Below are 13611 nucleotides of genomic sequence, written 5' to 3'. Positions count from 1 at the left end.
GAGCAGAGTTTTACACCTAATTGGGGATAAAACAGCTTATGGCGGGCGGCGGCGTCGTGCTGATTGGAACTACACTTGTTCCCTTGCTCTCAGGGCTGTTTAGCTGATGAACTCAATAATTGATAAAATTACACAAGCGATTTGCGATTTTCTGATTTCGCTTATTGAGGGTAGTTTATCAACAATGTTTAATGACGTAAACGAGAAAGTCGCCACGATTGCGGCGGACGTCGGACAGACGCCGCAGGGCTGGAACGCAAGCATATTTTCTTTGATACAGAATATTTCTCAGACGGTTATTCTGCCGATTGCGGGGCTTATTATAGCCTTTGTCTTATGCTATGAGCTAATAACTATGATTACGGAAAAGAACAATATGCACGATATAGACACGTTTATGTTCTTCAAATATTTCTTAAAGGCTGGGGTAGCAATTTATATTGTTACCCACACCTTTGACATTACTATGGCGGTATTTGACGTTGCGCAGCATATTGTAACGAACAGCGCGGGGGTAATCGGTGCGAACACGAACATTGATATATCTTCCGCGCTTGCCGACATACGAACTACTCTTGAAGCTATGGGAATGGGCGAACTGTTCCTATTAGTTTTGGAAACCTCGCTTGTTAGTTTATGTATGAAAATTCTATCCGTTTGTATTACCGTCGTAATATTCGGACGTATGATAGAGATTTATTTATATTGCTCGGTTGGAGCTATCCCGTTTGCGACAATGACTAATCGCGAATGGGGGCAAATGGGAAATAACTATTTGCGCGGACTTGTGGCATTAGGCTTTCAGGGATTTTTCATTATGGTATGCGTAGGCATTTATGCGGCGTTGGTAAACGGTTTTGTTGTAACCAATAATCTGCATACTACCATATTTACGATTGCGGCATATACGGTTGTACTATGCTTTTCCCTGTTCAAGACAGGTAATCTGTCAAAGTCAATATTTAACGCACATTAAAAATAAAAAAATGAAAGGGGGAATTTTTATTCCTTATGTTCCCGTACCAAAAGATTTAACTACCGTAAAAACAAAGGTAGCTTTTAACCTTACGAAGCGTCAGCTTATATGCTTTGGACTTGCGGCCGCTGTCGCTGTTCCGACATACTTTCTTACGCGCGGCGCGCTTGGCACAACCGGCGCGGTTATGACGCTTGTAATCGCGGCCTTGCCGTTCTTCTTCCTCGCTATGTACGAAAAGGACGGACAGCCGGCAGAAAAGATTTTAAGAAATTATATACGGTCAAGATTTTTGACGCCGAGAGTCAGACCGTATAAAACAAATAATATGTATTCGGCAATTATGAACCAAATTAAACTTGATAAGGAGGTCAAAATAATTGCCGAAGCAGAATACAAACACAAGACCAAAACAAAAGAAAAAGCACATAATATCAGCGAATAAGCCGCTTTCAGCACGACAGAAAAAGGCTATTGCGGCAGCTATCAGAAAAGCGCAAATGCAGGGCAGGCGCGCAGCGTCAGCACAGCAGACTATTCCATATAAGGAAATGTACCCGGACGGGATATGTAAAGTCAAGGATAATTATTTTACAAAAACAATTCAGTTTTTCGATATAAATTATCAGCTTGCAAGGAATGAGGATAAAAACGAGATATTTGAAAACTACTGCGATTTTCTTAACTATTTCGACCAGTCAATTTCTGTACAGTTTTCTTTCCTCCATCAGACTGTCGATATGGCGGAGTATGAAAAAGCCGTACATATTCCCGAACAGGCAGACAATTTTAATGACATACGCATTGAGTATATGGGTATGCTCAAAAATCAGTTGTCGCGCGGAAACAACGGTATTATAAAGCGCAAATTTATCACATTCGGAATTGAAGCGGATAACTTAAAGGCGGCTAAGCAGAAGTTAGAGCGTATCGAAACAGATATACTCGGCAACTTCAAGGCTCTTGGCGTACAGGCAAGACCGCTTAACGGATTAGAGCGTTTAGAGCTTTTACACTGTACTTTCAATGAGGGCGAAAAAGACAAATTCGGCTTTCATTGGGATTTGGTACATAAGACGGGGCTTTCCTCAAAGGATTTTATTGCGCCTACCTCGTTTGATTTCCGCGACAGCCGCACGTTTGGAATGGGCGGCAGAATTGGAACTGTATCATTTTTACAGATACTCGCGCCTGAATTAACAGACCGTATGCTTGCGGATTTCCTCGACCTCGATATGGGAATAGGCGTAAATATTCATATTAAGTCTATCGACCAGTCGGAAGCTATAAAGACGGTCAAGCGGAAAATAACCGACCTTGACAAGATGAAGATTGAGGAACAGAAAAAGGCGGTCAGAAGCGGTTATGATATGGATATTATACCGTCAGACCTTGCGACATTCGGCGGTGAAGCAAAGAATTTATTAGAGCAGTTGCAGAGCAGAAATGAAAGAATGTTCCTTGTTACTGTTCTTGTGATGAATACGGCGGATAACAAACAAAAACTTGATAATATGTTTTTCGCGGCGCAGGGTATCGCTCAAAAATATAACTGTGCATTAAAGCGTCTTGACTTCCAGCAGGAACAGGCGCTAATGTCAAGCGTGCCTATCGGATTAAATCAAATAGAGATACAACGCGGATTGACTACCTCGTCAACCGCTATTTTTGTACCCTTTACTACGCAGGAGCTTTTTCAAGCCGGCGATGAAGCGTTATATTACGGTTTAAACGCATTATCAAATAATATGATACTTGTTGACCGAAAGAAGCTCAAAAATCCGAATGGCTTAATTTTAGGCACACCCGGCAGTGGTAAATCATTCAGCGCGAAAAGAGAGATTGCTAACGCTTTCCTTGTAACGCAGGACGATATAATTATATGCGATCCGGAAGCGGAGTACGCGCCGCTTGTGTCAAGGCTTAACGGTCAGATTATACGGATTTCCCCGAACTCGCACGATTATATCAATCCAATGGACATTAACCTCAATTACAGCGAGGACGAAAATCCCGTACAATTAAAATCAGATTTTATACTTTCATTGTGTGAGCTTATTGTCGGCGGCAAGAACGGACTTGAACCGATTGAAAAAAGCGTGATTGACAGAGCGGTTATAAATATATACCGTCCGTACCTCGCTAATCCCGAACCGTCTAAAATGCCGATTTTGGAAGATTTATATAACGAGCTTAAAGCTATGCCGGAGCCGGAAGCGCAGCGTATCGCGTCGGCGCTTGATTTGTATGTAAACGGTTCATTAAACGTGTTTAATCACCGTACAAATGTAAATGTAAATAACCGTATTGTCTGCTATGACATTAAAGAGCTCGGCAAGCAGCTTAAAAAGCTGGGTATGCTGATTGTTCAGGATCAGGTATGGAACAGAGTAACAATTAACCGCGCGGAGCATAAGGCGACGCGGTATTATGTAGACGAATTTCATTTACTGTTAAAGGAGGAACAGACGGCGGCATATTCGGTTGAGATTTGGAAACGCTTTCGTAAATGGGGCGGTATTCCGACAGGCATAACGCAGAATGTCAAAGACCTGTTATCGTCAAGAGAGATTGAGAATATTTTTGAAAATTCCGATTTTATCTATATGCTCAATCAGGCAGGCGGCGACAGACAGATTTTAGCGAAGCAGCTTAATATATCCCCTCACCAATTATCGTATGTAACGCAGTCGGGCGAGGGCGAGGGACTTTTATTTTACGGAAATGTAATCATTCCGTTTGTAGACCGTTTCCCGAAAGACTTGAAGCTGTATTCGTATATGACGACGAAGCCGGAGGAAATACAGAAAGATGAATGATTTAACGCATTTAAGCCTGTTTACAGGTATAGGCGGAATAGACCTCGCCGCAGAAGCAGCGGGGTTTAAAACCGTCTGCCAATGTGAATGGGCGGATTTCCAGACTTCCATACTTGAAAAGCGGTGGCCTCGCGTGCCCCGATTTCGTGATATTACAACTCTAACAAAGGAGGTATTTTTTGAAAAAACAGGACGAAACAGCGTTACCCTCATTAGCGGCGGATTTCCCTGTCAGCCGTTTTCAAGCGCGGGGAAACAAAAAGGGTTTGAAGATACCCGCTACTTGTGGCCTGAAATGTGCCGCGTCATTACAGAGCTCAAGCCCCGCTGGGTGCTTGGCGAAAATGTTGCTGGGTTCATCAATATGGGGCTCGACAAAACGATTTTTGACTTGGAAAAAGCGGGCTACACTGTTCAAACATTCGTATTACCAGCTTGCGGTGTCGGCGCGTGGCATCAGCGCACAAGAACTTTTATCGTCGGCGTTGATGTTTCCCACTCCGCTTGCCTCCGACAACAACAAAAAGCAGACGGCGGCTGTAAATATGAATGTGTATCTTTCAGACAACGGGATATTTCGGAAGAAGAACAAAAACGGCGCAATCTGGAGCCTTCCGCTGTCGGCGGCGGTGTTCTATATGACGCCGGTAGCGTCGGACGGGATAAGGTCAAAATTTCCGCCGGAGGTAATGAGGAAAAGCAAGGACGGGGCGAACCTTGCGGCGCAGGTGATATTAGAGGAACAGCCGCAGTCGGAGACGGCGGCGCTCAATCCCGATTGGGTGGAATGGTTAATGGGGTTCCCGAAGCAATGGACGGATTTAAGTTGTGGGAACGGGAACCTGTCGGCGTTCCGCGTATAACGGACAGGACGGACGGCAGAGCCGACAGGCTAAAAGCCTTAGGTAATGCCGTATGTCCTCCGCAGGTGTTCCCTATACTTAAATTCATTTCAGATATTGAAACGGGAAGATGTAAGAAATATTGTGAGTTTGGAGGTGAGCAGATATAAGCAGAGAAAACAAGGATTTTCTTAACGGCAGCGGGTGCAAGGATTTTACGGCGTATGAAGCAATCAGGAATATAGAGCGCGCGGAACGCAAAAAGCTGATTGCCGATATTGCCGAGCTTGCCGCAAGACGCGGCTATGAGATTGTAAGCCCTATCCGATTAAAGGAATTAGAATAAAAAATGTCAGGAGGTATATATGTACAAAGATTACGATAATTACCGTACTTATGAAAATGACGATTTATCAGCCGGCGCCACACTTAAAGTTGAGCATACCATAATCGTTAATGAAACCGATATATTGAATTTGATTTCACAACCGCTTGAAAAAATACAGGCTATGCGTGATAATAACGTCAAAAAAGAAACAGCCGCCTTTGAAAAAGTACGGCAGTCAGCGCGGGATTGGGAAAAAAAAGCGGCAATTACAAGACAATTTGACAGGGCTATTGAGTATTTGCAAGCACCGGAGGTTTCGCATTCTTCAAATAAATGGGTAAACGACAGAGATTGTTATAACTACGATTGTACATCTATCAGTAATATGGTATATAAAATGACATACCGTATGTATGATTACACAAGCTGGCGTTCAGAAAAAACAAGACGCTGGGAAGTGAAATGGTCTATTGGCACAAATAGTCCAGTTGGTCATAATAACTGTATTGCAGAACAAGAACGCTCATTTAAGGATAAGGCGGAAGCGGAAAAATATATACAAGGCAGAATAAAAGCCTATTCACATTTATTCACGGAAATTTCCCCGCCCATTCCGAAAGAATATGAAAAATCCTTTATGGTACACGAACATCTTCTACCCGGATATGTTACAGAGAAAATGCAAAAAGCTCAGGAAGCGGCAAAGACGGAAAATATCAGCCGAAGCGCAGATAAAAAGCCGTCAATCCGCAAGGAGTTAAATTCCATTAAGGCGGCAGAGAAAAGCGTGCCGAAGCCGACGCAGACAAAAAAGCGCGATAATCTCGAACTTTAACAGCGGAGGTAATGAATGAAAGACAATGAATTTAAGGCGCGGAATAAGGACACGGATTTTTCAAAAAAGGTTGAAGCCGATACCGTTCTCGGACGGCAGAGCGCAAAAGGCAGCGCGAAGCCCTTTACTTCTTCAGAACATAATAGGTATCAGCAGAAATTTTTAGATACCGAAAAGCCGCTTGATACTTCTACCGTACAAAATCCGTCAGACAGTCAGGAAATATTAAAGCCTACCGAAAATAATACAGAACAGCAAGAGGACTTAGAGAATATTAACCTTGATAGTCAGCCGGATATACCATATTCCCCGCCGACAAACGAGCCGCCCAAAAGTGGCGGTTTTTCTAATGCCGTAACTACGGCGGCAAGAAATAAACGGTATCAGCGCAAATTTAATCAAAAGAAATTTGATGTTGATATTACTGAACATTCCGCAGATAGTACGGCGGAAGAAACGCAGCCGGATAGTGCCGAAGCCTTAAAAGATAACGGAAATTATGACTTTACCGAGCAAACACATAATCCTGATGAAGCGTTTGACCGTGTAAACGGCAATTCGGATTTTCAGCTCGGCGCGGATTCCGAAAAGGATTCCGCAGACGGCAATCCGAAGCAGCCGGATAAAAACCGAGCCTATCAGAAAAAGCGCGTCAAGACCGAAAAAACAGCAGAGTACAACATCAAAGAAGCGGTTGACGCAGGCGATACGGTTTTTGACAGAGTAACGGAAAAAGAGGATTTTGTTTTTGAAACGCGGGAAAGCAAGACGGAATTTTCATTCCGTCCGTCAGAGGATAAAACCGAAAAACAGACAGCCGGAAGCAAAAACCGCTTATATCAGGAAAAGCAATCCAAAACAGAGTCGGCGGAAAACGCCGATACTGTTTTAGATATTCCCGAAAAGGGCGATTTTCAGTTTAAGCGAGCGGAAAAGGCGCAGGCGAAAGCCGATAAGCTCAAAGGCAAGGCGGAAAAAGCACAAAACAAATTACCTCATAAGCGCAAGGTTAAAAAGCAGCGTGTTTATGATGAAAAGAAAAAGAAAGCTAAAACCCGTCTGAAATTTGAAAAAGAGATTAAGCCTCAATCCGATATATACCACCGTTCCCCTGTAAAAAATGCGGCGGATATGGCAGGTATGACCGTATTAAACAAGGCACATTCAAAAGTGAGCGAAACAGAACACGAAAATACAGGAATTGAAGCCGCGCATAAGACAGAACAGAAAGCCGAAAGCATTTTACGGTTTGGAAACCGTACAGGGCGTATGATTATACAAAACCGCAAAAACGCGCCGTATAAAAAAGCGGCGCGTCTGCAATTCAGAGCAGAGAAAGCGGAAGCAAAGGCCTTTGTTCAAAAAACACTTGCGGATAATCCCGATTTCAAGAAAAAATCAGCTTTGAGGAAATTTTTTCAGAAAAAGCAGATTAAGAAAAAATACCAGCAGGCGAAGCGCGCCGAACAGAACGCTAAAAAGGCAAAACGAGCCGCAAAGACCACAAAGGACGTTACGGTGTACGTTGTTGAATTTATAAAGCGTCATAAAAAGGTATTCGGCGTCATTCTTGCTATTGCTTTAATAATTGCTTGGATAGCAACTACAATTTCATCTTGCGCGGTTATGGGTACAACGGGCTTTAACTCAATTATGGTATCGTCATACTTTGCGGAGGACGAAGATATATACGCGGCGGAAAACTATTACAAAGACCTTGAAAGCGGTTTACAAAGTGAGATAAACAATATTGAACGCGATTACGGAGGTTATGACGAATACAATTACGATTTGGCGCAGATAGGCCATAATCCGTATGAGCTCATTTCCTACCTCACGGCGTTGTATATGGATTTCACTTTTGATGATGTAAAACAGCCGCTTGATGATTTGTTTGAACAGCAGTATATATTAACGCTTACATCTCAGACGGAAACAAGGACGGACGACGAGGGCAACGACAAGGAATATAAAATACTCAATGTTACGCTTGTAAACAAGAATATTACTATGCTTACAAATACGAACCTTACGGACGACCAGCGGGAATTATACGGTATATATCTTGAAAGCAAGGGCAACCGCGATTATTTATTTGCGGACGATATTTATTCTAATCCGGCAGCGCCGCCGAGTTATACCATACCCGGCGAAGCATTAAACGACGCTACATTCCGACGTCTTATAACGGAAGCCGAAAAATACTTAGGTTATCCGTATGTATGGGGCGGTTCTTCACCGTCAACGAGTTTTGATTGCAGCGGTTTTGTATGCTGGGTATATCAGGCGTCAGGCGTATATCCTCTATCCCGTACAACAGCGCAGGGTATTTTTAATCAATGCGCGGTTGTGTCAAGAGCGGACGCAAAACCCGGCGACATTATATTTTTTACAGGCACATATAACGCGGGCGAGCCTGTAACCCACGTCGGAATATTTGTCGGTAACGGTATGATGATACATTGCGGCAACCCTATTCAGTACGCGAGTATTGATAGTTCCTATTGGAGTTCGCATTTTTACGCCTTTGGCAGACTTGGGGGCGGTTGATATGCGTTATCTTTACAGTTGGAGCGGTGGCAAGGACAGTACGGCGGCAATAATACTTAGTCATATTCATAACTTGCCGCCGTCAACCGTCATTTTCAGCGAGGTAATGTTTGATAAGAAACGCGGTATTTCAGGCGAATTACCCGAACATATAGACTTTATCAAAAACAGAGCTATTCCCGTTTTTGAAGAATGGGGTTATACGGTTGAAATATTACACGCGACAAAAGATTATTTAGATTGTTTTCATCAGATAATCACAAAATCTAAAAATCCGTTAAGAAATGGAAGAAAAAGCGGTTTTCCGATAGGTGGAATGTGTACAATTAACAGCCGTATAAAAATAAAAGCAATTCAGGATTATTTGAAAAATGTAAATGGCGGATTTGTACAATATGTCGGAATAGCCGCAGACGAACCGGCGAGGCTTACAAGGCTTGACGGTACAAATAAAATATCATTACTTGCCGAATATGGCTATACTGAACAAATGGCTTATGATTTATGCAGCAAGTATGATTTGCTGTCCCCAATATATAAGTATCACAAAAGGGGCGGTTGTTGGTTCTGTCCTAACGCGACTTACGGCGAGTTTGCATATTTGAAGCAATACCACCCTGACCTATGGAATGAGCTTGAAATATTATCAAAGGACAAAAACCTTGCAAGTCAAAAGTTCAAATATGGGAATACATTTTCCGAAGTCGATAAAAAGATTGATGAATTTATCGCAAAACAAAAAATTTAATTTTATGGAGGTATTTTAATTATGGCAACACTTGAAAAAATCGAAAAGGATATTATAAGGACAAAAGCAAAGATAAGCGAGTATCAGCAAAAATTACGCAATCTTGAAGCGCAGAAAGTCGAAGCCGAGAATTTGCAGATTGTAAATCTCGTTAAGGCTGTTAAACTTAGCACTCCCCAGCTTACCGTACTTTTAAGCGCGTATGCAAAGGGTGATGTTCTTCTTCCCGACGAGTACGAGGAGGAATTAAAGGCTATTGAGGAAAACGAGCAGCAGGAGGACGGCACGAATGAAGAATAAAATTATTGCGATATTATCAGCAGCTTTATTATGCTTTGGCGGAATGTGCGGAATAACCGCACACGCAAACTATGACAGTACAGCAGCAGCGCCGGCGGCAACGGAAACGCCGAAGCCGGCGCGTACCATATCAACAGCGGGCGCGGGGCACGTTGTAGACAACATTTCCGACAGTGATAAATTGCAGTTTATAAGCGTAACCGCAAAGGACGGCAGCGTATTTTTTATCGTTATCGACAAGCAGAATGTAAACGATAATGTGTATTTCTTGAATAAGGTTGATATATCCGACCTTGAAGCGCTTGCAAAGGAAAACAGCGCGGCAGTACCCGCAGCAGTAAAAGCAAGCCCTACACCGCAGGCGCAGGCGTCGCCGTCGGCGGAGCCGGACGGTAAGACGAAAACCGCGCCGAAAACCGATAAATCAAAGTCAGGCAATTCAAGTATAATGCTTATTCTGATTGCGATTATAGGTATAGGCGGTCTTGGCGCGTACTATTTCAAGGTTTATCTTCCAAAAAAGAATATGGAAAACGCCCCCGATTTGGAAGATTTTGAATTTACCGACGGCGAGGACGAGGAAACCGAAAACGAGGACGATACATATACAGAAGATGAATAAAATATATTGCAATATTACTTTGTTTATGATATAATATTTATTCAAGAAATTTTATACTTACTAACAAGTAGAAAGGAGATTGTATATGAGTAAGGTTGATGAATATACAGGTAATGGAATGATTGTAGTTAGTGATGGTGAAGTTTGGGCGGTAGATGATAGCGGACTACCTGATGTAATAGGAGAAATAGGACGTGTTGAATTATCCATAGAAATGCCAGAAAACTTAATTGGCATATATCGAGTTGAGCATATAATGTTATTTGATGAAGATGATGAGGAATTATATGACGACCAAACATTAGTGGATAATACGGAATACCATTCAGAAAGAGCGTTAGTAAAAGCAGTTGCAAAAAAATACGGTATTTCAGAGGATATTATAACTGTTTTATAAAGGATAATATACAACCACAAAAACAGCACTCATTGTTGGGTGCTGTTTTTGTATGTAAAAATAAAGGAGGAATGATTAAATAAATGAAATTAGTAATTGCGGAAAAGCCGTCGGCAGCCCAGAGCTACGCAAAGGCTTTGAACATAACCGCTAAGAAAAGCGGATATTTTGAGGGAAACGGATATATCATTACTTGGTGTATCGGACATCTTGCAGGCTTGGCGGACGCAGCGGCGTATGATGAAAAATACGCGGTATGGAAATATGAGGATTTACCTATCCTACCTGAAAAATGGCAGTTTGCCATAAACAAGGGCAAGGAAAATCAGTATAAGGTTGTCAGCGGTTTAATGAACCGAAACGACATAACCGAGATTATAAACGGGTGCGACGCAGGACGCGAGGGCGAATTGATTTTCAGATTTGTATATAATATGTGTGGCTGCAAAAAGCCGTACTTCCGTTTATGGATTTCCTCAATGGAAGAAAGCGCAATCCGCGAGGGATTTAATAACCTCAAAGACGGACGCGAGTATGATAATCTTTATAATTCCGCGTTATGCCGCGCAAAAGCTGATTGGATTATCGGTATAAACGCAACAAGACTGTTTACATCACTGTATAGAAAGCATTTGAATATAGGACGCGTTCAGACGCCTACCCTTGCTATGATAGCAGAACGGGACAGCAAAATTTCAATGTTCAGGAAAGAAAAATATTATACCGTTGAAATTGACGGCGGCAATATTAAGGCTGTAAGCGATAAGATTTCCGACAAAGACGAAGCGCAGAATTTACAAGCGGCTTGCCACGAAAGGCAGGCCGTTTGTATTTCCGCTGTTAAAGAGAAAAAGAAAACAGGCGCGCCGAAACTGTTTGACCTCACAACATTACAGCGCGAAGCAAACCGAATATTCGGATATACGGCGAAACAGACGCTTGACTATGCTCAATCGCTTTATGAAAAGAAGCTGATTACATATCCGAGAACCGACAGCCGATATTTAACGGACGATATGCACAATACTGTTATTAAAATCGTTCATATAGCGTCAAAATTCGCGCCGTTCTCAAACTGTACGGATTTTAAGCCTGATACATTCTGCTTATTCAATAATGAAAAGGTATCAGACCACCACGCTATTATTCCGACGGCAGAAATTGAAAATATCAGCTTGGCGGAAATACCAAACGGCGAAAGTAATATACTTCACCTTATTATGTGCAAGCTGTTATGTGCGGTTAATTCCCCGTATGAGTATGAAACGATTACCGCAGTTTTGGAGTGCGGCGGCGTACAGTTTACGGCAAAGGGTAAAATCATTTTATTTGAGGGCTGGAAAAATATCGAACAGCTTTTTAAAAGATATATTCATTCGGACACAGACCGCGCCGAAGATGTATTTTGTATTACAAAAGGCGAAACCGTTACCGTTTCATCAGAAGTCAAAGAGGGTTATACCTCACCGCCGAAAGCGTTTACGGAGGACACTCTATTATCATCAATGGAAACGGCAGGAGCCGCCGAAACAACGGACGAAGCGGAACGCAAGGGCTTGGGAACGCCGGCGACAAGAGCGGCAATTATAGAAAAGCTGGTACAGACAGGTTTTGCAGAGCGTAAGGGCAAGTCTATTGTTGCAACTCATAACGGTATAAGTCTTGTCAGCGTTCTTCCCGAAAAGCTCACATCACCTATTCTAACGTCCGATTGGGAAAATAACCTTGCCGAGATTGCAAAGGGCAATTATCCGCCGGAGCAGTTTATGAAAGGAATTGAGGATTTGACAAGGGAGCTTGTAACCACATATTCATTCATCACAGACGAGGACAGAGCGATATTCCGCGCGCCGCGTGAGGTTATCGGTATATGTCCCCGCTGCGGTTCGGACGTACACGAAAGCAAAAATAACTTTTATTGCGCTAATAAAAGCTGTAAATTCGTTATGTGGAAAAATGACAGGTTTTTCACAAGCAAGCGAAAAGAGATTACAAAGAAAATGGCGTCTGATTTGCTCGCAAAAGGCAGAACAAAGGTAAAAGGCTTGTATTCCGAGAAAAAGGATAAGACCTATGACGCGGACGTGGTTTTAATCGACAGCAACGATAAGTATGTACATTTCAGGCTGGATTTTGACGGAAAGTGAGGTTGATATATGGCAGATACAGAAGGCACACCAGATTTTCACTTGGCCGCTTATGTTACCAATCTTGGAAAATATAACGAGGGATATTTAGTAGGCGAATGGGTGAAGTTCCCTGTTACTCCTGATGAAATGCAAGATGTATTTAGGCGTATAGGTATAGGCGGAAAAGATGTATTCGGTTCGCCGTATGAGGAATGGTTTATTACAGACTATGATTGTTATATTGACGGGATATATGATATGTTGAGCGAATATGAGAGCCTTGACGAATTAAATTATCTCGCAGACAAATTAGATGAAATGTCGGACGCGGAAGTACAGCATTTTAAGGCTATCGTTAAAATGGGCGAACATTCAGACAGTGTACAGGATTTGATAAATCTAACTGAAAATCTTGATTGCTACGAAATATATCCAGATATTACAGACGAGTATGATTTGGGATATTACCTTATCAATGAATTGGGCTGTTATGATATGAACACACTGAAAGCATTGGAAAATTACATTGATTATAAGGAGTATGGAGATGATACTGCGCTGAATGAAAACGGTGTATTTACGGATTACGGTTATGTTGTGTGTAATCAAAGTGATTTTAAAGAGATATACAACGGCAGCCGTGATGATATTCCTGACGAATACCGTATAAGCTCTATACCCGATATTGAAGCTGAACAGAAAGACGCTGTAAAAACAGAAGAAAAAAAGCCGTCAATTCGTCAGCAGCTTGCGGAAAATAAGTCAAAATCCGAAAAGACGCAATCCGTACCGTTAAGGCAAAAAAACGATTTGAGCCTATGAGGTTTGGTATCTGATGAAACGTATTGACATAACAAACGGAATTATGCGGATTGATACTAATACGGAAACATTTGATATTCAGAAAATCCAAAACCGCCGTTTTATGTATAATCCGCAGACAGGCACGTTGATTTTGGGAATACAAACACAATGCAACGATTTCTTTTATAAAAAGGTTACGGAATATCGGCGTATAGGTATAAGGTCAAATTTCAACGAGTTTGTGAGTGGCTGGGTTGGAAG

12 protein-coding genes and 2 pseudogenes are annotated in these 13611 nt (G+C 42.2%); all 14 read left to right on the top strand.

Going from position 1 to position 13611, the window contains the following annotated elements; genetic code table 11:
* Positions 1–23: 23 nt before the first annotated feature.
* Positions 24–107 (top strand): annotated as a pseudogene (locus ACLTU0_RS07310) (Maff2 family mobile element protein); the annotation flags it as partial.
* Positions 107–976: a VirB6/TrbL-like conjugal transfer protein, CD1112 family gene (locus tag ACLTU0_RS07305; RefSeq protein ID WP_022230662.1), complete on the top strand. Its 870-nt coding sequence runs from the start codon at positions 107–109 to the stop codon at positions 974–976. The pseudogene ACLTU0_RS07310 and the gene ACLTU0_RS07305, both read left to right, overlap by 1 nt.
* A gap of 28 nt (positions 977–1004) precedes the next feature.
* Complete coding sequence (locus tag ACLTU0_RS07300) at positions 1005–1421, top strand: PrgI family mobile element protein (RefSeq protein ID WP_177617914.1); 417 nt, start codon at positions 1005–1007, stop codon at positions 1419–1421.
* Positions 1405–3795: a VirB4-like conjugal transfer ATPase, CD1110 family gene (locus tag ACLTU0_RS07295; protein WP_412321842.1), complete on the top strand. Its 2391-nt coding sequence runs from the start codon at positions 1405–1407 to the stop codon at positions 3793–3795. Before ACLTU0_RS07300 ends, ACLTU0_RS07295 begins: the two co-directional genes overlap by 17 nt.
* Positions 3788–4807, top strand: a complete 1020-nt coding sequence (gene dcm / locus ACLTU0_RS07290) for a DNA (cytosine-5-)-methyltransferase (protein ID WP_022230664.1) — start codon at positions 3788–3790, stop codon at positions 4805–4807. The genes ACLTU0_RS07295 and dcm overlap by 8 nt, the downstream gene beginning before the upstream one ends.
* Positions 4808–5002: 195 nt before the next feature.
* Positions 5003–5800 (top strand): hypothetical protein, encoded by a 798-nt coding sequence (locus ACLTU0_RS07285; protein ID WP_412321841.1) that lies wholly within the window; start codon positions 5003–5005, stop codon positions 5798–5800.
* A 15-nt stretch (positions 5801–5815) separates the two neighbouring features.
* Positions 5816–8350, top strand: a complete 2535-nt coding sequence (locus ACLTU0_RS07280; RefSeq protein ID WP_147514647.1) for a C40 family peptidase — start codon at positions 5816–5818, stop codon at positions 8348–8350.
* 1 nt (position 8351) lies between these two features.
* Positions 8352–9098 carry a hypothetical protein gene (locus ACLTU0_RS07275; RefSeq protein ID WP_022230667.1) on the top strand — a complete coding sequence of 249 codons (747 nt, stop codon included), beginning with the start codon at positions 8352–8354 and terminating at the stop codon, positions 9096–9098.
* Positions 9099–9119: 21 nt separating this feature from the next.
* Positions 9120–9398 (top strand): DUF4315 family protein, encoded by a 279-nt coding sequence (locus ACLTU0_RS07270; protein ID WP_022230668.1) that lies wholly within the window; start codon positions 9120–9122, stop codon positions 9396–9398.
* On the top strand, positions 9388–10020 hold the full coding sequence (locus ACLTU0_RS07265; protein WP_022230669.1) for a DUF4366 domain-containing protein: 633 nt from the start codon (positions 9388–9390) through the stop codon (positions 10018–10020). Before ACLTU0_RS07270 ends, ACLTU0_RS07265 begins: the two co-directional genes overlap by 11 nt.
* A gap of 85 nt (positions 10021–10105) precedes the next feature.
* Complete coding sequence (locus tag ACLTU0_RS07260; RefSeq protein ID WP_022230670.1) at positions 10106–10417, top strand: hypothetical protein; 312 nt, start codon at positions 10106–10108, stop codon at positions 10415–10417.
* Positions 10418–10500: 83 nt separating this feature from the next.
* The gene (locus tag ACLTU0_RS07255) at positions 10501–12564 is read left to right on the top strand and encodes a type IA DNA topoisomerase (protein ID WP_022230671.1); all 2064 of its coding nucleotides are present in this window, start codon (positions 10501–10503) and stop codon (positions 12562–12564) included.
* A 9-nt stretch (positions 12565–12573) separates the two neighbouring features.
* On the top strand, positions 12574–13368 hold the full coding sequence (locus ACLTU0_RS07250) for an antirestriction protein ArdA (RefSeq protein ID WP_022230672.1): 795 nt from the start codon (positions 12574–12576) through the stop codon (positions 13366–13368).
* A 13-nt stretch (positions 13369–13381) separates the two neighbouring features.
* Positions 13382–13611 (top strand): annotated as a pseudogene (locus ACLTU0_RS07245) (hypothetical protein); the annotation flags it as partial.

The organism is Hominilimicola sp., assembly GCF_046972485.1.
GTDB classification, from domain to species: Bacteria; Bacillota; Clostridia; order UBA1381; family UBA1381; genus Hominilimicola; species Hominilimicola fabiformis.
The sequence above is the reverse complement of the archived record's forward strand: the minus strand, read 5'-3'. Positions and strand labels throughout refer to the sequence as shown.

Bases quoted from the DNA above. Each gene is read 5' to 3' on its own strand.
- ACLTU0_RS07305 (WP_022230662.1), top strand. From the start codon at position 107: ATGAACTCAATAATTGATAAAATTACACAAGCGATTTGCGATTTTCTG.
- dcm (WP_022230664.1), top strand. From the start codon at position 3,788: ATGAATGATTTAACGCATTTAAGCCTGTTTACAGGTATAGGCGGAATA.
- ACLTU0_RS07285 (WP_412321841.1), top strand. From the start codon at position 5,003: ATGTACAAAGATTACGATAATTACCGTACTTATGAAAATGACGATTTA.
- ACLTU0_RS07280 (WP_147514647.1), top strand. From the start codon at position 5,816: ATGAAAGACAATGAATTTAAGGCGCGGAATAAGGACACGGATTTTTCA.
- ACLTU0_RS07275 (WP_022230667.1), top strand. From the start codon at position 8,352: ATGCGTTATCTTTACAGTTGGAGCGGTGGCAAGGACAGTACGGCGGCA.
- ACLTU0_RS07270 (WP_022230668.1), top strand. From the start codon at position 9,120: ATGGCAACACTTGAAAAAATCGAAAAGGATATTATAAGGACAAAAGCA.
- ACLTU0_RS07265 (WP_022230669.1), top strand. From the start codon at position 9,388: ATGAAGAATAAAATTATTGCGATATTATCAGCAGCTTTATTATGCTTT.
- ACLTU0_RS07260 (WP_022230670.1), top strand. From the start codon at position 10,106: ATGAGTAAGGTTGATGAATATACAGGTAATGGAATGATTGTAGTTAGT.
- ACLTU0_RS07255 (WP_022230671.1), top strand. From the start codon at position 10,501: ATGAAATTAGTAATTGCGGAAAAGCCGTCGGCAGCCCAGAGCTACGCA.
- ACLTU0_RS07250 (WP_022230672.1), top strand. From the start codon at position 12,574: ATGGCAGATACAGAAGGCACACCAGATTTTCACTTGGCCGCTTATGTT.